Below are 19,227 nucleotides of genomic sequence, written 5' to 3'. Positions count from 1 at the left end.
GATGGATTAAGTATGCACGCAGTAGAAGTAAACTTTGATGGCTTAGTGGGGCCTACTCACAATTACGCGGGATTATCGTATGGCAATGTCGCTTCACTAAGTCACGCCTCTTCGCATTCAAACCCCAAAGAGGCCGTGCTACAAGGCCTTGAAAAAATGAGGGCAATGCACGAGTTAGGGCTAGAACAAGGTATTTTTGCACCCCATGCTCGCCCCGACATTAACGTGCTAAAGCGTTTAGGCTTTACAGGCAGCGATAGCCAAATTATAGAAAAAGCGTTTAAAGCCGACCCTGTTTTACTGCGAGCTTGTTACAGTGCATCGGCCATGTGGACAGCCAATGCTGGCACCATTTCGCCTTCTGTCGATACGATTGATGGCAAAGTGCACTTTACCGCAGCTAACTTAAATAACAAATTTCACCGCTCGCTAGAGCCCGTTACAACTACGGCTTTATTAAAAGCCATGTTTAACGATGAGCGTTACTTTAGCCATCATACGCACTTACCTGATCAAGGTTTTTTTGGTGATGAAGGCGCAGCAAATCATAATCGATTATGCGACAGCCATGCAGATGCAGGGCTTGAGATCTTTGTTTATGGTGCAAGTAGTTTTAATAGCGCCTTGCCAAAGCCCGTTAAATTTCCTGCAAGACAATCTCTTGAAGCTTCGCAAGCAATTGCCCGTTTACATCAGCTAAAGCCAGAAAATCAGTTATTTATTCAACAAAATCCTGATGTAATAGACCAAGGTGTTTTTCATAACGATGTAATCGCTGTAGCCAATGGCAATGTACTTTTATGCCACGAACAAGCGTTTTTGCATCAAGCTGATACGTTAAAACAAATTAAACAAGCTTATCTTGGCAACAAGCCACTCCATATTATTGAAGTGCCAACCAATAAAGTGAGCATTACAGATGCTGTTGGCAGCTATTTATTTAATAGCCAATTAATTACCTTAAGCGATGACAGCATGATGCTGGTTGCACCTAAAGAATGTCAGCGTAATCAAGCTGTTCACGATTACATTCAAGAAATGATTTTGGCAGATAATCCAGTTCAGCAAGTGCGCTTTTTTGACTTGCGCCAAAGCATGCAAAATGGCGGTGGGCCTGCTTGTTTACGCTTGCGTGTTGCGCTCAATACTGACGAACTAGCCGCGGTCAATCCGGGTGTACGATTCAGCGAAGAAAAATATAACCAATTAGTGAGCTGGGCGAATAAGCATTACCGTGACTCGTTAAGTAGCGACGACTTTGCCGATCCAATGCTTTTAACCGAAAGCTACCAGGCACTTGATGAGTTAACTAGCTTACTTAACTTAGGCTCTGTGTATCCATTTCAACAAGAATAAATAATGAAAATTAAAGCAGTACACTCTATTAAAGGTGTGTCTAAATCACTCAATAGTTTACTGATTGATAGCGTTGCCAGTGGCGCATCAATCGGCTTTATTGCCCCTTTATCATTACAGTCAGCACATGACTACTGGCAAGGGGTCGATGGAGATTTAGCAACGCCTTACCGTAGGCTTTATCTTGCCCTTGATGGTGATACGGTGATTGGCTCAGTGCAGCTTTCTTTGTGCGCTAAAGCCAATGGCACTCACCGCGGCGAGGTTGAAAAGCTCATGGTGCACAGCGAATATCAAGGTAAAGGAATTGCAAAACAATTGATGAATAGCCTAGAAACCGACGCCCGTATCTTAGGTATTCAATTATTAATTCTTGATACCCGCCAAGGTGACACTGCTTCATATTTGTATCGCAAACTCGATTATATTGAAGCTGGCACGATTCCTGGTTTTGCGAAAAGTTCATCCGGTGAATTTGACGCAACGGTGTATTTTTATAAGCAAGTCGCCTAGATCTGCTTTTATAGCCAATTGATATAATCATAAAGTCGACTAATAAAAATCTATAAACGTACTAAACTAGTACTGCGGATTTTTATTAGGAGCGATAAATGGCGCTATCAATACAGCAACGGGTACTCTTTCTAGCCCTACTTCCCCCCCTACTCATTGCAATTATGCTGACACTCTACAATTATGTGCAGTCAAAACACAGTGGTGCGCAAACCGTTGAAAGTTTTGCTACACAAATGGAAAACGACCGAAAAGCAGAAGTCAGTAACTATCAAAAAATTGCCATGAGTTCGATTGCTCATCTCATCGCACAAGATGATGGCTCTAATACTGAACAGCTGCAAAACCAAGCAAAAAGCATTTTGCGTAATTTGCGTTTTGATGATGCTGGCGATACAGGCTATGTATTCGTTTATGATGTAAAAGGTGTCAATATTGCCCATGGCGTTAACGCCTCACTTGAGGGTAAAAACCTATATGATTTTAAAGATCCTAATGGGGTTTATCTGATACGAGAGCTGATTGATGCCGCAAAAAAGGGCGGTGGCTATGTGCAATATTCTTGGAAAAATACCAATGGCAGTGTAAACCCTAAACTCGGTTTTGCCGCTTTGGTACCAAAATGGAACTGGGTGCTAGGAACCGGCTTTTGGATCAGTGGCCTTGAGCAACAAGTTGCAGTGACAGAGCAACGGGTTAATGAAGGTATCGATAATGCCTTTATAAACACCGTTATCGCTTCAATATTCGCAGTTGCAATTACCGCAGCGATTGCAGTAGTGGTATCGCGTAGTATTACTAGCCCTCTGCACACAACCGTACTAGCAATGAACGATATATCACAAGGTGATGGCGATTTAACCCAACGTTTAATGGTGAAACGAGACGATGAACTCGGCAAACTTGGCAGCTCGTTTAACCGTTTTGCCGATGACGTTGGTAAGATGGTTATTGATATTCGCCAATCATCACAATCGATGAATCAAGCATCGCACAAACTCAACGAGCTACTTGCCAATATGCACGCAGGTATTAATCGTCAACATGAAGAAAGTGAACAAGTTGCAACCGCAATAAACGAAATGTCGGCGGCGTCAATGGAAGTTGCCCGCAGCGCCCAAGAGGCCTCAACGGCTGCTGAACATGCCGATCATTTAGTTAAGCAAGCTAACAATCAATTGCTCATTGCCATAAAAGTGATTAATGGCCTTGCCAAACAAGTTGATGAAGGGGCTAATGCAGTTGATCAGCTTAATCAACAATCAAGTCAAATTGGTAGTGTGCTTGATGTGATCAGAAATATTGCCGAGCAAACAAATCTACTGGCACTGAACGCGGCTATTGAATCTGCCCGAGCTGGTGAAGCGGGTCGTGGCTTTGCGGTGGTGGCTGATGAAGTGCGAACTCTAGCAAAACGCACGCAAGATAGTACTCATGAAATAGAGGCAATGATTGAGCAAGTACAGCAAGGAACAACAACTGTAAACAGCATTATGCAATCAATTAAATCAGGCAGTGCAACCAGTGTTAATGAGGCGGGCGAAGTCGAAAAAGCGCTTAATGAAGTACTGCTTTCGGTTAACACTATCACATCACAAAATGCACAAATTGCCACAGCCGCTGAAGAGCAAACTTCAGTGTCTGAAGCGATTAATCAAAACATGACGACCATTGTCGATATTGCTAACAAAACCGCTAATGATACCGATGTAGCCACATCGTACATGCATGAACTAACAGACACAGCAACGCAGTTAGAACAAAATGTAAGTCGCTATAAAACGTAATATTTAATGCGATTGTTAGGCAGGCAAATGCGCCTGCTTAACAAAAATCATTGGTTTTTTGTAAGCTCTTTAACCAATCGAACAAGTCATTATCGTAGCGCTTAAGACGCTGTTGTTGTTTGTCATTAAGGCTATAAAAAGGCGCAATGCAGATATATTTTTCACCCATAATAAGTACTAACCGTAAACCAAAAAATGAGTAATGGTGAATAAACTGTACTTGTCTTGCATGCATATGGCAGCATTGCCCAAGTAAATTACGGTAATGCACACCATGGCGACACACCGTTAAATTGCGCTTTGAATTAAATACTAATAGCGCTAATAGTAATGAAACAGTGCACAGTAAAAAGCTAAAAAGTAAATTACTTACCTCTGATTTACTACTCATAAAGCCCATCAGTAAGAGCACATTAATTGCACTTAATAATGCCCAGCCCATAAGCTCAAAGCGCTTTTCCAAGTCAATAACCTTCATTTTCATTCCTAGGTTCTTATTTTTTGTCATGGTGTCAGCAAAATGTGGAAGAAAAATGGATTTACCTAAAAGCACGCTAAATTAGCATTTATTTTATTCTCACTTTCAGCTTGTTACATAAAAGGTACAAAGGTGTTAATCGAAACTTATCATTAGCAATTCAAGTTACATTAAGTTTTAGTTATTACACTCTTAGTAAATTTTTAGAACACAAAGGGAAGAAATGATGAACTTTAAAACTACATTACTTAGCAGCGCTGTTTTATTTGCACTTGTTGGTTGTGGCTCAGATGACGACAAGAACGACTCGGTTGATCCTCAGCCGCAAACTGCACAGTTCACGTTAGGTGTGTCTGATGCACCAGTGACAGGTTTAAAAGCTGTTAATGTTGTGTTTGATTCAATCACATTGAAAACCCAAGGTGGTGAAGAGTTCACTTTTGAGACCCGTGAAGATGATGATGAAACCATGCCTGAAATGGTTAACCTATTAGACTACACAGGTGATGATGTGTTTTCTTTATTAGAAGATGAAGAAGTAGCTGCGGGTGAATATCAATGGATCCGTGCAGATGTTATCAATGGTGACACAAACGATTTAACCATGACTTCGCATGTTGTTTACGAAGATGACAGCATTGCACCACTGGTTGTTAAACGTAAAGGCAACGATGGTATCGGTGAAATCCAACTTGATGGCTTTACCCTTAACCAAGCTGGTAACGAGTTTGTTATTGAATTTGACCTTAAAAAGTCACTAGTTGATCCACAAAATAGTGATGAGATCTTCTTAAAACCACGCGGTGTTCGCTTAGAAAACCTTGCTGAATCAGAAGATATCGAAGGCACTGTAAGCGATGTACTTATCGCTAACTGTGAAACAGATAATATCGATATCGCACTAGAAGATGGCTCATTTAGTCATGCTGTTTACCTATATAGCAGCGATGTTGAAATGCCAATGGATAACTATGAAGTTAACGAAGACGAAACACCATTAGATGCACCTCTTGCAACGGCGGATGTTGTTTTCGATAGCGAAGATAACCAATACGAATTTGAACTTGCTTTCATTCAACCTGGTGATTATCAACTTGCTTATACCTGTGCAGCACATATCGATGACGTTGAAACGCAAGACGAAGCATTTACGCTTTATCAAGTAAAACCAATTACAGTTACATCGGGTGAAGACTTAGACGTGTCTTTCACTGTTTCTGAATAATATTGGAATATTGGAATCAATACCCCATTAAAAAGCCCGCATTGCGGGCTTTTTGTTGTTTAAATGATAGTTTTAACTTGATGATTTATAGAGTTTAAACAGGCCTGTTTTATATGTGCCAATAGCAGCTTTTTAATCAAATAGCTTCTTCTTATTTCTTATAAGAATCTACCCAATCAGAAACTATAGATTTGGCATCTAAAAAGTTCACTGGCTTTTTTAACTTATTCATATTCTCTTTTGCTGTTTCAAAAGAAATTTTTTGAGATTTACAACGATTGAAGTATGTTTGGAGCTTTTGGTCATGCAGTTTTTTGGGTTGTTCAGACCCAGCTAAAACCCAATACACAATATGAACTAACGCATCATTGTGCTTGCCTTCTTGCCTAAGAATATTCGCCATATCTTCATGCACTTTGCTATCTAGAGCTAACGCTTGTTTTGCTGAAAATCCAGCTTGATTTGCATGCTTCATATATAAAAATTTTTGTTCTTGAAAAAGTCCCCAAGCCTCATCAAAATTCTTTAGTTTCATAGCTTTTTTTGCTTTCAGCCCCACTTGAGCAGCCACTCCAAGAAAGTCCTCTTGGATATTCCCATTACTTTCCTTCACCCCACTTTCTACACATTTGCCAGTGAACATATTACCGGAATACTTAGCTTCCTTCATTCCGCTACGAGATACTGGTTTATACTCATTCTCTATACTTTGTTTATTTCCATTTTTTTTCAGGGTCAAGCAAACTATAATTATCACTACAACAGATAAAACAAAAAAAGTAATCATATGAAGAAAAATATCCTTTTTATAACGTGCGACATCGATATTTGGTGTATTTGAGAAAAAACTATATTTAATGTTTTTTCAATAAAGCGAATGCTTTTATTAGAGTCTGAATTAATAGCATCTAAAACAAATCAATCATAATTTATACTTAATATTATCGTGACACTTTGTTATATAGCACTTTAACCCAGTATAGGCGAAAATCTATCTCTCGATTTCGTAGCTAAAAGAAAACCTATAAAAAATAAACAAAATATGAGCACGTTGCTAGCCCACAGCTCACCCGCAGTAACCAGCAAGATAACTGGCTAAATCTACTCACCTAGACTGTCAGGTTTACTCTGAGCTAAAACTTTTTACTTTAAAGTGTATCGTAACGAATAATCACTTCGGATATCTGATCCACAACTTTATCCGCACCGGTTTTAATGTCTTCCATGATCATGCTGACTTCTTCAACATTTTGCTGAGACTCGCCAGACAGAGCTTCGATTTCTTCGATAAGAGCCGTCATTTTTGCTGCGATTTCTTGCGTCTTTCCAATTAAGCCTGATATTTCACTGGTCGACACAGAAGTACGTTGCGATAAATTTCTTACTTCATCGGCAACCACAGCAAAACCGCGACCATGCTCCCCTGCTCTGGCAGCTTCAATCGCTGCATTTAAGGCTAGTAAGTTTGTTTGCTCTGCGATGCTATTAATGGTTGTTACAATTTCACCTATTTGTGATGACTGCTGCGCTAACACATCCGACAGTTCACGAGTTTGATGAACCTGCTCGCTCACTTTTTTTGATGACGCAACACTACTTAAAATTCGTTGCTGACCATTTGTCACGACTTGCGAGGTTTCTTCAGACGTGTGGCCTGCATTTTCTGCTGCATGTTTAACTTCTTCGGTGCTGTTAACTCTGGCAGTGACATCAGATGCAAACTTAATGATCTGCGTCACTTTACCCTGTTTATTAAAAATAGGGTTGTAGGTTGCTTCTAAATAAAGTGGGCTGCCATCACGCTTTTTACGAGAAAATTGCCCAGAGAAAATGCGCCCGTTTGCAAGCTCTTGCCAAAAGTTAGGGTTCTTTTGATAAAAGTCATCATAACAAAACAGTTTGTGATGTTGACCTTGAATTTCAGCAAGACTGTAACCTACAACATTTAAGAAAATATCATTTGCAGAAATAATATGACCATCCGGCGTAAAGCGGATCATCGCAGTGCTTTTATTAACGGCATCATAGATTGCCGACATTTCATCAAGTTTCTCGACTTCTTTAGTAATTTCTGAAGCGAACTTAATTGCACAGCGCACCTTGCCATCATCACCGCGAACAGGAAAATAGGTTGCACGCAGCCAAATATCTTCGCCGGCACCATTTATGCGCGAGAAAACCCCTGACTTTGCTTGGCCTCTAGCAATATCTTGCCAAAACGTTTGATACTCTTTTGAGCTGCTATATTCAGGCGCACAAAACTTACTATGATGCTGACCAATAATATCGCCAGCTTGCACTTTCATTGTTTTACAAAACAAATCATTGGCTTCGAGAACAGTTCCATCTGGTGTGAATTCGATATAAGCAATATTTTCTCTGATCCCAGCTAAATATTGCTGACTTTTATCAACATCATGCTGCAAGGCATCAATGAGTTGATCTTTATTTTTACTAAACCACATTGAAACACCAGTTATTAGGGTAGTTAAATATATATTAGCTCAGTAGCACAAGAAATAGAATTACAAAATGGTTCTTTTTTCTTAATGATTAACAGGTTAACTAACTGCCTATTCTAACACTCAAGCGCTTTCTTCTTAAACATTGAGCAAATATATAATATTATAAGCCTTACCCAAACAGCCTAGGCTTTGTTATGACCTCGCGTATTCTCAAATCGATTTTTTACTCATCTTTTCTATTAGGCTCTGCCGTATTTTTGCAAGGCTGCCAAGAACAACCTCAATCAGATCAAATCGCCGTCACTGGCGGGCTCATCCAAGGGCAAAATGAAGGGCGTTTTATTGCTTATAAAGGCATTCCGTATGCTGCACCTCCGGTAGGAGAGCTACGCTGGCGAGCACCAGAGCCCGTGCCCAAGTGGCAAGATGTAAAAGTACTTAACGATTACGCGCCTGACTGTATGCAAAAGCTGTTTGCAGCCGATGCAGCACCGCTTACAACAACTCCTTCGGAAGATTGCCTTTATTTAAATGTATTTAAACCCACTAAACACAGCGATACCCCTTACCCTGTTGTGGTATGGATACACGGTGGTGGCTTTGTAAATGGTGGCGCATCACCCGCTGTTTACTCAGGTGAAAGCTTTGCTAAACAAGGGGTTATTTTTGTTAGCTTTAATTATCGTCTAGGCCGATTTGGCTTTTTTGCGCACCCTGCTCTTAGTCGTTTTGAGAACGATGCGCTTGGCAACTACGCTTTAATGGATCAAATTGCGGCCCTTGAATGGGTTAAACAAAATATTGCTCAATTTGGTGGTGATGCTGCAAAAGTGACGCTCATGGGTGAATCTGCAGGAGGCGCATCGGTACATGCGATGATGCAAACCCCTGCTGCTAATGGCTTATTCCAACAAGCGATTATTATGTCAGCGGGCGGACGAGAGCTATTTAAGCAGTTGCCTCTAACTAGTGATGATGACACCGTGTTAAGCGCCGAAAAAATTGGCGAAAACTTTGCCAAGCAACACACCATTTTAGGCAGTGATGAAAATGCCCTTGCTGCACTACGTGAGTTATCTGCCGAAGAGGTGGTTGATAACCTAAATTTGAGCACATTAAACCGACAAAATGATGATGAACCTACGTACGTTGGCGGGCCAATTATAGATGGCACCATCATCAATTCGGCGACAGAAGCGCGCTTGAGTAAAGGCACATTTAGCCATGTTGCGACCATGGTTGGCACAACAGATATGGATTTAGGCTTTGCTAACTTTGCTTCTAAAGAGGCGTTATTCGCAAGTTTTGCTCCGCACAGTACACAAGCAAAAATGACTTACGATGCAAGTGGCGAAACGCCATTGCCTTTACTCAATTACCAAGTTGGGCAAGATGCGTTAATGCAAGAGCCTGCAAGGTTCGTTGCAAAACGTGTGACAGATATGGGGAACGATGCATTTTTATATCGTTTTGGTTATGTGGCGCAAACTTTAGATAAACCCGGTGCAGAGCACGCTAGCGAAATTCCGTACTTTTTTAATACTGTGGCAGCGAAATATGGGCATGTCACCACTGAGCAAGATAAGCAAGCTGCTAAAATAATGCACCGTTATGTGACGAATTTTATTAAATTAGGCACACCAAATGGCCCAGGTTTACCGACTTGGCAAGCATATAAAAATGATGAATCTTTTATACTGCAAATGAGTAAATCAGGGACTGCAGAGTTTTTACCGGATCCCTTACAAGCAAGGTTAAACATCACAGAAACAAAAGCTGAAAATTAATCAAATAAGGCGCTTAATATAAGCGCCTTATTTTTACCCTTGCTGCTGAACATACTCAAGTGCAGTCATTTTGTGATATGTCACATTAGGATGAAATACATGAGCAGGATCCGGGTCAACCACCTCAATTGGCGTGCCTTGACTGCGTGCAATATCGAGTGCCATTTGGGTAATATTGACGCTAAATGAGGTGCCGATAAAGACGATTTTATCAGCATCGAGCATGCGCTGTTGCGCCTCTGAAATTCGATAAAGTTCAGTGTAGTATTCGTCAAATAACAACACGTAAGGCTTGAACGATTCGTTAAGCTTAGGGCTTTCATTATCAATATTGAACACCTCAAGCAAGGAGTTGTGGAGGTTGTCTTCGTTGACATTATCCCACGGCGCGTTAAAAGCCATCACATCGTCACCTTGATGGTGAAACAGTGTCATTTGATCTAAGCGACCATGAATAGCAATAAAATCGGTGTTACCTGCTTTGCCATCAAGACCATCGATATTTTGCGTAATGAGATTTTTATCACTCAACCAATGATGCACTTCATTGGGACCGTGATGGCGATAGGTTGCAAAACGATGATAATACCAAGCTAAAAATTCGCGGGGATTATTTTCGTACATAGCACGCGTTGCCATTTCCATCGGCGTATAATTTTTGCTGCCAATGGTCCAATAACCATCTTCGCCACGAAAGGTCGGTATACCGCTAGCCGCACTCACACCCGCCCCAGTAATATAGAGTATATTCATAGAGATAACTTTACCTTGTAACCAAGTGCATCGGCTGTCACTTGTTGATTATTATCCATACCACCAAGACGATACAAACTTCCTTGGTACTCTAATAAACCTCGATGATCCATGCTCGCGGTATCGGCTTTTGGCATTACTTGCCACGTGTTTTTATCAACATCAAAGCGCCAAACATGATCACTCGCTGGCGCAGGTTTGCTATCGTACCCCATACCATTGTAGTTGTATGGGTTATCAGAGCCGCCCATCATATAAATGTCGCCATTAAAACTGGTTGCTGCCATACGGTAATGGGCAACACCTGTTGGGTGTGGCACGGTACGCCAATCTATCTTTAATGGGTTATCAGCATCAATTGTGCCTTTTAAACACTGTGCAACCGCAGCAAAAGAACGACGTTTATCGGCATTCGCCTGTGTTTTAACGCCATCACACACCAAAATAGTGTTTCCACTAATTGCCGCCGCTTGACCAAACACCGGTTGACCTAAAAATGGCGAAGCCTGTTGCCAAGTATCTGTATGCGTATCATACACTTGTACAAGGTTAACATTACCATCGTTATGCCAACCACTGACTAAATAGATATAACGCTGCTGGTACGAAAGCGCCACGCTATCATCCACCGGTACTGGCATATTGGCAAGTTGCGTATAGGAATTAGAGAGCACATCATAGCGATATACATCGGGTGTAGAGATTTCTTGATGATCGGCGCTAACGGTATACCCACCAAATACATAGGCATGCTTACCCACACCCACTGCGGTACTCGCCAAACGACCAGTAAGGGGCAATGTACTTGGCACAGCTTTAGCTGTTTGCCACGCCTTATCGCCCACTTTAAGGACCCACACTTTATTGTGAACATCGGTATGTGCTTTGCCTGAGCTCAAGCCCATAAAGCTTAGGAAGTAGGCTTGTTCATCAATAACAACTTTGGCAACAGCATTGTTCGCGACGGGTTCAGGTAAGGCAGGTATGGTTGCAAGTGCAATAGAAAATAACAGGCTCATAAATTAAATTGGTAACTTAACACATCGCTAAAGAATACCATTTTATGAGCCTGAAGAAAGACTCGCTATTAGTAAGCAATACTAATACGTTGATTTAAATGAGCTGCTGATTGTGCTTCATCAAGCATCGCTTTAGCATAATCAGTGACTGATATTTTGCTTTCGCCGTTTGCATCAGTAAAGAAGCTGTCGCCACCAACACGGTACGGGCCTTCTGACTCCCCTGGGTAGATTACCGCTGCGGGTGATACAAAGGTCCAAGCTGTATCTACTGTTGAGGCTCTAAACACATCAAGTGCCTCACCTTGAGCAATGGCTTCTGCTTTGTATTCAGTAGGAAAATCTGGGCTTGATACCAGTGTTACACCGGGTGCGACTTCTAAGCTACCTGCACCGCCCACCCATAGAATGCGTGTGTTAGTACCTGCAAGTGCGTTTAGTAATTGTTTTGCTGTATTTGCCACAATTTCATGGTTACCTAAAGCACGACCACCAATTGCAGCAATAACAACATCACTACCTGCAGCTGCAGTTGCGATATCGTCTTTAGTTAAATCAAATTCAGTCACAGTAACGTTATCTTGGGTTACTTTAGCTGCGTCTCTAACTAATGCATTTACTTGATGACCACGTGCGATTGCTTCTGAAGTAATGTGGCTGCCAATCCAACCTGTTGCGCCAATAACTGCTAATTTCATAAGGAATTCTCCGTTGTTTGTTTCAATGATTGCAGTTTACTTGTTCACTAATTGCTGATAAATACACTATATAGATACACATTGTTTCACTTGAAGATACCAATGGATAAACTCAATTCAATTACTAGCTTTGTCGAAGTTGCCCGTACCGGCAGCTTTACTCAGGCTGCGGAGCATTTAGGTCTAAGCCGATTACAAGTTTCTAGACATATTCAAGATATAGAAAAGTGGCTAAATTTAAGGTTGTTTCATCGCACAACACGCAAAGTAAGTTTGACCCTTCAAGGCGAAGAAGCCCTTAGCTATTGCCAGCAAATATTAAATCAAGTGTCTGATTTACAAAGCCGAGCACACAGCCATAACAACGAATTGGTAGGTACCATTCGAGTTGCCTCTCCGATTGGGCTTGGCCAACATAAACTGTTTGATGCCATTGAAGTGTTCACCAAGCGCCATCCTCAGACGCGCTTTGAACTGTTACTTTCTGATAGTTTATCGCAGCTGGTTGATGACCGCGTTGATATCGCTTTGCGTTACATCCACCAGCCCGATGAAGGTCTTATTGCCCGTAAGCTAATGTATATCGCAACCGCAGTATGTGCTTCTAACGATTATTTAGCTGCGAACCTACCAATTAATGAGCCCAGTGACTTAACTGCACATAATTGCCTTATTCACAACAAACACACTATTTGGCAATTTCAACACGACGACAACACACAAAAAGTCACGGTTAAGGGCAACATTGTTGCCAACGATATGGGCGTGCTTTTAAAAGCAGCAAAACAAGGAATGGGGATTGCTCACCTACCTTGCGATCTCGCCAATGACTATTTGGCATCAGGTGAGCTTGTAAAAGTACTGCCAGAGCACACTACTATGGGCTCTCACTTATGGGCGGTGTATTTATCGCGTAACTTCCAACAAAATGTGGTGAGAGCGTTCATCGACTTTTTAGCAGAGCACTGGCAACACGATATCTTATAATCTAAATCTGCTGCAAATACGTATAAGCTACAAAAAGGAGCCGTAATGCAGCACTTAGATCATGAAATATCACGCATCATAGAGATGGCGTGGGAAGACAGAACCCCGTTTGAAGCAATAAACCAACAGTTTGGTTTAAATGAAAAAAGCGTTATCGCGCTAATGCGTGAGCAATTAACAAGCTCGAGTTTTAAACTTTGGCGAAAACGCGCAGCGGGTAGGCAAACCAAACACTTAAAACTACGCCATCCAGATATATCCCGTGGTTATTGTAAAACCCAATATAAACATAGATAGTTTACTCGGCTTAAAACCTGGTATTACAAAGATTAGTGATTCAGTTGATTAGCAAATTGCCCTACTGCATCAACCACTTGCTGGGCACCGTGTTGTATGTCTTCCATCACTTGACCAGACTCATTTGATAAAGACACGCCTTGCTCAGCTTTCACCTTACCTTGCTCAATAACCTTTACCGTATTTTGCGTAAGTGACTGATTATTATTTACTACTTCAACAATTTCTTCGGTGGCTTTTGAGGTTCTTGAAGCAAGCTGTCTGACTTCATCAGCCACCACCGCAAAACCTCGACCTTGCTCACCGGCACGGGCAGCTTCAATTGCTGCGTTTAGCGCCAGCAAGTTCGTTTGCTCCGCAATACTACTAATACTTTGCACAATGGCTGCAATTTGTTGTGACTGTTTATCGAGGGCTGAAATCTCTTGGGCTGCTTGCTCCATCTGCTGGGCTAATTCATTCATCACCGTCATGGTGTTTTGTAACACCTCAGCCCCTTGTTGAGCGAGTCTATCAGTCTCTGTTGATGTGCCATACGCAATTTCGGCCGCTTGTGAAATTGCCTGTTCACGATTAACTTGCTCAGTGATCACAGTGGCAAACTTCATCACCTTGTAAAGCTCACCAAAATCATTTGAAATGGGGTTGTATGAAGCTTCAAGCCACACTTCATTGCCATGACGGTCAACACGTTTAAAGCGATCAACAACAAACTCACCACGTCTTAAGCGCTGCCAAAACTTCTCATACTCAACTGACTCAGCCAGTTCAGGTTCACAAAACATACTATGGTGCTTACCTAGTATCTCTTCTTTTTTATAACCCATGCTCTCTAAAAACGGTTCATTTGCGTTAATAACCTTACCCTCTAAGTCAAACTCAATAACCGCCATCGAGCGATAGATGGCATTTATAGTGTCGCGCTGTTCACGAGAAGTAGAAATGGCATCGGTAAGCACAGTGCCGTAAATAGCGAAGTAATTGAGCTCACCTTGCTCTGTGTGTACCGGGTGTGCAATCAAACGGAGCCACTCAAGCTTGCCGTCATAGCGAGTTATTTGTAAGTGCCCTACTCCATGCTGTTGATTTTCAATGGCGTTTTTTAAGTCTTTAAACTGGTCAGTATTTCGAGATTGTTCAGTAATAATATCTTGGAAGGGCGAGTCAATTAGCTGGTTGTGCGAGTAGCCTAATTCATCTAAAAAATTCTGGTTAATATAAGCCATTGTGCCATCTGCACGCAGCCTAAGCACTAACATCTCTTCATCAATACCAGAAGTGAGATCTTTTAGTGGATAAAGCTCAGCTTTTAACGCATCAATTTCAGCCTGTAAGGATTTACTAAACCACATAAAACGCCCTGATTTTTTATTAACGTGTTGTTGTTCATAAAATTGTAGAACAATTATCGCAGGGCGCTACTTTAAGATAAGCAAAAAGAATTAAGAAAAGTAATTTAACTAAGAAGCTTGGGAGGTCAATTTAACGTATTTCTCAGCCAACTCATCTAAAGTTTCACGATGATTTGGATCTGGCTTAATGCAATCAATAGGACACACACTAACACATGTAGGGTTATCGTAATGTCCAACACACTCCGTACATTTATTTGGGTCTATTTGATATATCTTCGCGCCCATATAAATAGCTTCATTCGGGCACTCCGGATCACACATATCACAGTTAATACATTTGTTATTGATGAGTAATGCCATTTAATGACCTCGAACATAAATCACTATAAAACAGATAGTTACATGAGTCGGTATGTAACACATATATTTTTCAAACAAGCTTAGTTTGAAAAATATTCGATAAATAATAACACAATTCGTAGCACACTCTGTTTATGAGCAGCCGTTACAAAAGCGGTCGCGCATTCTACTTTACCCCACTCTAAATTTTGTTGATCTAGATCAAACGACAGGCCTACAGGGCTTAATAAACCTGAGTTTTAGAGAAATGAAAAACACGAATAAACCCATAACAAAAGCCGAATACATCAAAGCAAAAGCAGTTTGGAAAGAGACGAAGGCACCTTTTTCAATGTTGTACATAAAAAAGTGTGTTACTGCGATTCAAATAATTTCAAATTTTGAGAGAAAAGTTGCTTTAAAACAAGGGATTAAAAATAAGCCCTTGGTTCGTTTGTCTAAATATGAGCAACAACACAATTTACGGCTCGTATTCACCCCAAAAGGTAAGGTCATCTTCTATTCTAATTTCCCGAAAAAGTTAGAGATCCGAAACGTAAAGCTAGGGGAGTTACCAGAACTCACCATTGCAAAAGCAAGAGAGCTTACGAAAACGATATTGGAGGGAAGAACGATATTCGCCGATTTAAACACTATTTTTAAAGAATATGAGCAGAACCTGACAAACCGACATTTACTCGCACCCACAAAGTTTGCAGCCGGTTCATTGAGAACATATAAGTGCAGAGTAAAAAAACTTAAGCAATACTTTAATCTGAAAACGAGATTTCAAAGTATTACGGCAGGGGATCTTGAGCGAATCATTGATAAAATTATTGCTAGCGAATCCAATAACCAAGCCATTGAGCTATTTGCTCAAATAAGGCGTATATGGAAGTTTGCCAAAAATAAGTTTAACAATGGCCGTAATCCTGCTGCTGACATTGATGATTATTATGTTTCGGATCGAGTTGATACTCCCCGCCCGTGCCAAGCCTACACTGACTTAGATTCAATTGCAGAGTTGTGGATCAACCTTGCAACTACGCCATGCATTCACCAGAAGAACGCAGCCAGGTTTATGATTTTAACGGGCTTGAGGCCTATCAACATTCCTCAAATGAAATGGTCATGGCTGAATAGCATTACCTTTCCGACCTTAATAACTTTTCCGTCATCCATCGTAGGTGTACGTGGTGAAATGAAAAACCAAAAAGAATACAGACTCCCACTAACAAAAATGATGCGTACTATTATCCTTGAACAAAGGGCATGGATGGAATCGGCACGACCTAATTGCAATCAAGAGTTCATTTTTCTGCAACCACGCGACCCTATGAAGCAATTTTCTAAACGCTCCCTCGATAAAATTATCAAAGACTATTCTCCATTTGATGCAGTAAAAGGTGATATCGAACAAATTGTAATGAAAGGCTCTGCGGGTGCATTTTGTACTATGTGTAGAAGCTTCTTTAAATCCAATACAAAAGAGCTGATGGTATCAAACGGCTACCACTTTAAGCATGCAGAAGACTTAACCCGTTTAGCACTTCATCATTTGAGAAAGTCTGATGATCCGAATGGGCTTAACTACGATAAATCTGAAGAGCTCTACGGCACTTCAACAAAACTTAAGTTCAATGTATTTAAGTTACACGAGGTCAGCATTTTAAAACGAGTCCATGAGTTTCAAAGCTTAGAGTTAAGGCCTACAGCATTTCAGGTAAACCAACAAAAAATAATCAAAGATAAGGAACATAAAAAAGCGCTAAGAGAGCGAATAAAAGCATCTCTTGTCCATAAAGGTGCATACATTCAATTCATAAATCAGCCTTTTGGTGATACAGGAAAATCAGTTAAAGAGTTAATTCTGACTAAAGATGGTAGAACTGTAATCGAAAGTTACCTTGATGATATTGCTGTTTAAGCTAAATACTCATCCGAAAAGTATACTGAAAGAGCATATAGAAACTAAATAATGACTTAGCGTAAAGCCGGGTCATTTTTCGTACAACACCAAAGATAATGAACACTTTTTGTTCAAAAATAATAAACAGCATTGGCAAAAATAAATTTAACGGTAGAACGAAGAAAAGTATTGAATTTTGATGAACTTACAAAGAATTTATAAAAAGTACACAAAAATCTTTAAAAAGTTTTATTTAAAAAAATTTAAAAAAATTTAAAAAAGTTTAGTACCCAAAACATACTAATACACCACCAAAAAGCTCAGATTTGATAATAAGCTTATAAACGACTTATCAGTAGCTTAAACAAAGCCATTTAATTTCACCACCAAAATGATCTTAGTAGTCATAGGCTTAAAGCCATAGCTGGCAAGGCTTCCCCCTCTTGCAGCAATCAAAAAACTCATTCAACATAATAAAAAAGCGACAACGTTAATTCATCCCAGATGAAGTAATAAAGACTTAATAAAATATGAAAAAAACTAAAAATAAGTTTAAGAAAAATAAAATAAGCAAAATATTAGATAAAATTAAAAACCTATCTAAGATAACAAGTGAAAATGAGTCTGAGAAGCAAAGTGAAAGTGAGTGTATTAGCAAGTCGAAATTTGACAGTTTTAAACCACCATATAGTGATAAAGATATTTTAATATTATCTGAATACGCTGTATCAATTAAATACCCGGAACAAGAACCAGGCCAACCCAAAAAAGATTATAGGAAATCTAAATATTGTAGCAAAAGCAAATTAAGGTTCATTTTTAACTTAAATGGAATCGTACAATTTTTTGCATACTATCCTGGCCATCGAAAGTTAAAAAGGCCTTTATTAGGTAACAATAAAACAATGACAGTCGCTGAAGCTGCAACTCTTAGCGCCATCATTTTTGATAATCAACTGTATGGTCAAACGCTTGGAGAAGTTGCTGAACTGTATATAGAAGAATTAAAACAAGAGCAAAAGAGTGATCGTCGTTTATTTTCAGATGGAACCATTAGAACGTATTCATGCTACCTTAGAAAATTTTCAACTATCATTGGTGTTGATAAAAGGTTTATTGATATTACAAGTGAAGATATTCAACTAGCGTTTACGAAATTAAAGCGTGATCTTACAAGGGAATATGTAGAAACCATTTTCCATCGCGTTAAAGATTTATTTAAGTTTTCAATAGACAGACTAAATTATAAGAACAACCCTTTTAATAATGTCAAAAGTTTATATTTATCTAAGAAAAGATGTGAAATAAGAAAGTATGAAGGCTACACAGATAATGAATCTACAGCAAAGCTATTAATCACCCTGGAACACAACGAAAATAGAAATTTAGTAAATGCTTTAAAGCTTTGTATTTTTGCCGCATTAAGACCTCAGTGCGCTTGCACATTAAAGAGCAGCTATTTAGATAATTTAGATGATCCTAAGGTTTTGATAATACCAGGTAGTACCACAACAGAAAGAGGGCCAACAAAAAACCAACAAGAACAGAAAATAATATTAACCAGTGAAATGATAAAAGCCATAAAAGATCAATTAGCATATTCAAAAAGAGTATATGGTGAGATAAAAGAGTACTTGTTTGTAAGCATACGAAATCCTGAAAATCATTTACCATACAATACGCTTAGGGAGTTCATGCAGAAAAATGCACCTAAGAATATGGATAAGGCAAACCCTTATAAAATTAACAAGAAAGGCTCTAAAGGTTCTTGCTTAACTATGTTTAGAAAACTTGCTAAAACAAATGTAATGGTTGCATTAACAAATGGTTATTCAACACTAACGGAAGCTGAAATTGACTCAAAAGAAATATTACACCACATAAGTAACTCTGAGAAAAAGCCATCAACAGAAGAAATAAATGAAGCTGAAGCAAATAGAATGCTGCATATTTTACATACAAATCATGACCGCTCCGGAAAGCATTACACTTCCGCTGAGGAGCAACACGGGACGTACTCAAAAGAATCAAACAATTTATTCATGATGCATGAAAATGCAATCCTTGAAGCTATGAATAAAATAAAGAAAAGTAATGAAGAATATCATACCATCTAAATCTGGCGCATTATCTAACTCGTTATTGGACAAAAACGTTTTAGGTCGTCGGCTATTAGATGAATTTCACATAAATATTTCTATGAGGCAACGCACTAATAACAGGCTAAAAATAGTGGGCTAAAATGGAGCGAAGCGAACA

At 39.8% G+C, this 19,227-nt stretch carries 17 protein-coding genes; 9 read left to right on the top strand and 8 right to left on the bottom strand.

The window, feature by feature from the left end; translation table 11 throughout:
- The first annotated feature begins 12 nt into the window (after nucleotides 1–12).
- From astB to AUR67_RS06470, 3 genes are all read left to right on the top strand, one after another.
- Nucleotides 13–1,356: an N-succinylarginine dihydrolase gene (astB, locus tag AUR67_RS06480; protein ID WP_058584645.1), complete on the top strand. Its 1,344-nt coding sequence runs from the start codon at nucleotides 13–15 to the stop codon at nucleotides 1,354–1,356.
- Between the two features lie 3 nt (nucleotides 1,357–1,359).
- Nucleotides 1,360–1,869, top strand: coding sequence for a GNAT family N-acetyltransferase (locus AUR67_RS06475; RefSeq protein WP_058584644.1), 510 nt, complete (start codon nucleotides 1,360–1,362; stop codon nucleotides 1,867–1,869).
- Between the two features lie 98 nt (nucleotides 1,870–1,967).
- Nucleotides 1,968–3,656: a methyl-accepting chemotaxis protein gene (locus tag AUR67_RS06470; RefSeq protein WP_058584643.1), complete on the top strand. Its 1,689-nt coding sequence runs from the start codon at nucleotides 1,968–1,970 to the stop codon at nucleotides 3,654–3,656.
- Nucleotides 3,657–3,693: 37 nt separating this feature from the next.
- Here AUR67_RS06470 and AUR67_RS06465 read toward each other — a convergent pair whose 3' ends face one another.
- Nucleotides 3,694–4,134 (bottom strand): hypothetical protein, encoded by a 441-nt coding sequence (locus tag AUR67_RS06465; protein ID WP_058584642.1) that lies wholly within the window; start codon nucleotides 4,132–4,134, stop codon nucleotides 3,694–3,696.
- 226 nt (nucleotides 4,135–4,360) lie between these two features.
- On the opposite strand from AUR67_RS06465, the gene AUR67_RS06460 reads away from it, so the two are divergent.
- Entirely contained in the window at nucleotides 4,361–5,359 is a 999-nt protein-coding gene (locus AUR67_RS06460) for a DUF4382 domain-containing protein (protein WP_058584641.1), read from the top strand.
- A gap of 151 nt (nucleotides 5,360–5,510) precedes the next feature.
- Here AUR67_RS06460 and AUR67_RS06455 read toward each other — a convergent pair whose 3' ends face one another.
- Both AUR67_RS06455 and AUR67_RS21505 read right to left on the bottom strand, forming a co-directional pair.
- Nucleotides 5,511–6,146 carry a hypothetical protein gene (locus AUR67_RS06455; protein ID WP_058584640.1) on the bottom strand — a complete coding sequence of 212 codons (636 nt, stop codon included), beginning with the start codon at nucleotides 6,144–6,146 and terminating at the stop codon, nucleotides 5,511–5,513.
- Nucleotides 6,147–6,507: 361 nt separating this feature from the next.
- Nucleotides 6,508–7,824 carry a methyl-accepting chemotaxis protein gene (locus AUR67_RS21505; RefSeq protein WP_058584639.1) on the bottom strand — a complete coding sequence of 439 codons (1,317 nt, stop codon included), beginning with the start codon at nucleotides 7,822–7,824 and terminating at the stop codon, nucleotides 6,508–6,510.
- Nucleotides 7,825–8,018: 194 nt separating this feature from the next.
- On the opposite strand from AUR67_RS21505, the gene AUR67_RS06445 reads away from it, so the two are divergent.
- On the top strand, nucleotides 8,019–9,611 hold the full coding sequence (locus AUR67_RS06445; protein ID WP_058584638.1) for a carboxylesterase/lipase family protein: 1,593 nt from the start codon (nucleotides 8,019–8,021) through the stop codon (nucleotides 9,609–9,611).
- A gap of 33 nt (nucleotides 9,612–9,644) precedes the next feature.
- On the opposite strand, the gene AUR67_RS06440 is transcribed toward AUR67_RS06445, so the two are convergent.
- The 3 genes from AUR67_RS06440 to AUR67_RS06430 form a co-directional block, all read right to left on the bottom strand.
- Complete coding sequence (locus AUR67_RS06440; RefSeq protein WP_058584637.1) at nucleotides 9,645–10,364, bottom strand: SIR2 family NAD-dependent protein deacylase; 720 nt, start codon at nucleotides 10,362–10,364, stop codon at nucleotides 9,645–9,647.
- Nucleotides 10,361–11,383: a Kelch repeat-containing protein gene (locus tag AUR67_RS06435; RefSeq protein WP_058584636.1), complete on the bottom strand. Its 1,023-nt coding sequence runs from the start codon at nucleotides 11,381–11,383 to the stop codon at nucleotides 10,361–10,363. The genes AUR67_RS06440 and AUR67_RS06435 overlap by 4 nt, the downstream gene beginning before the upstream one ends.
- 68 nt (nucleotides 11,384–11,451) lie before the next feature.
- Nucleotides 11,452–12,081: an NAD(P)-dependent oxidoreductase gene (locus tag AUR67_RS06430; RefSeq protein WP_058584635.1), complete on the bottom strand. Its 630-nt coding sequence runs from the start codon at nucleotides 12,079–12,081 to the stop codon at nucleotides 11,452–11,454.
- A 102-nt stretch (nucleotides 12,082–12,183) separates the two neighbouring features.
- Between AUR67_RS06430 and AUR67_RS06425 the strand changes: the two genes are divergently transcribed.
- Nucleotides 12,184–13,068: a LysR family transcriptional regulator gene (locus AUR67_RS06425; RefSeq protein WP_058584634.1), complete on the top strand. Its 885-nt coding sequence runs from the start codon at nucleotides 12,184–12,186 to the stop codon at nucleotides 13,066–13,068.
- 45 nt (nucleotides 13,069–13,113) lie between these two features.
- Nucleotides 13,114–13,365: a TIGR03643 family protein gene (locus AUR67_RS21010; RefSeq protein ID WP_058584633.1), complete on the top strand. Its 252-nt coding sequence runs from the start codon at nucleotides 13,114–13,116 to the stop codon at nucleotides 13,363–13,365.
- 32 nt (nucleotides 13,366–13,397) lie between these two features.
- Here AUR67_RS21010 and AUR67_RS21540 read toward each other — a convergent pair whose 3' ends face one another.
- Entirely contained in the window at nucleotides 13,398–14,717 is a 1,320-nt protein-coding gene (locus AUR67_RS21540) for a methyl-accepting chemotaxis protein (protein ID WP_058584632.1), read from the bottom strand.
- A gap of 108 nt (nucleotides 14,718–14,825) precedes the next feature.
- Nucleotides 14,826–15,080 (bottom strand): YfhL family 4Fe-4S dicluster ferredoxin, encoded by a 255-nt coding sequence (locus tag AUR67_RS06410; protein WP_054562570.1) that lies wholly within the window; start codon nucleotides 15,078–15,080, stop codon nucleotides 14,826–14,828.
- Between the two features lie 247 nt (nucleotides 15,081–15,327).
- Between AUR67_RS06410 and AUR67_RS06405 the strand changes: the two genes are divergently transcribed.
- Nucleotides 15,328–16,986 carry a tyrosine-type recombinase/integrase gene (locus AUR67_RS06405; RefSeq protein WP_058584631.1) on the top strand — a complete coding sequence of 553 codons (1,659 nt, stop codon included), beginning with the start codon at nucleotides 15,328–15,330 and terminating at the stop codon, nucleotides 16,984–16,986.
- A gap of 512 nt (nucleotides 16,987–17,498) precedes the next feature.
- Entirely contained in the window at nucleotides 17,499–19,085 is a 1,587-nt protein-coding gene (locus tag AUR67_RS06400) for a hypothetical protein (protein ID WP_058584630.1), read from the top strand.
- The last annotated feature ends 142 nt before the right edge of the window (nucleotides 19,086–19,227 follow it).

It is taken from the genome of Pseudoalteromonas sp. XI10 (assembly GCF_001469895.1).
Taxonomy (GTDB): Bacteria; Pseudomonadota; Gammaproteobacteria; order Enterobacterales; family Alteromonadaceae; genus Pseudoalteromonas.
This window is presented reverse-complemented; position numbering and strand designations above follow the sequence as displayed.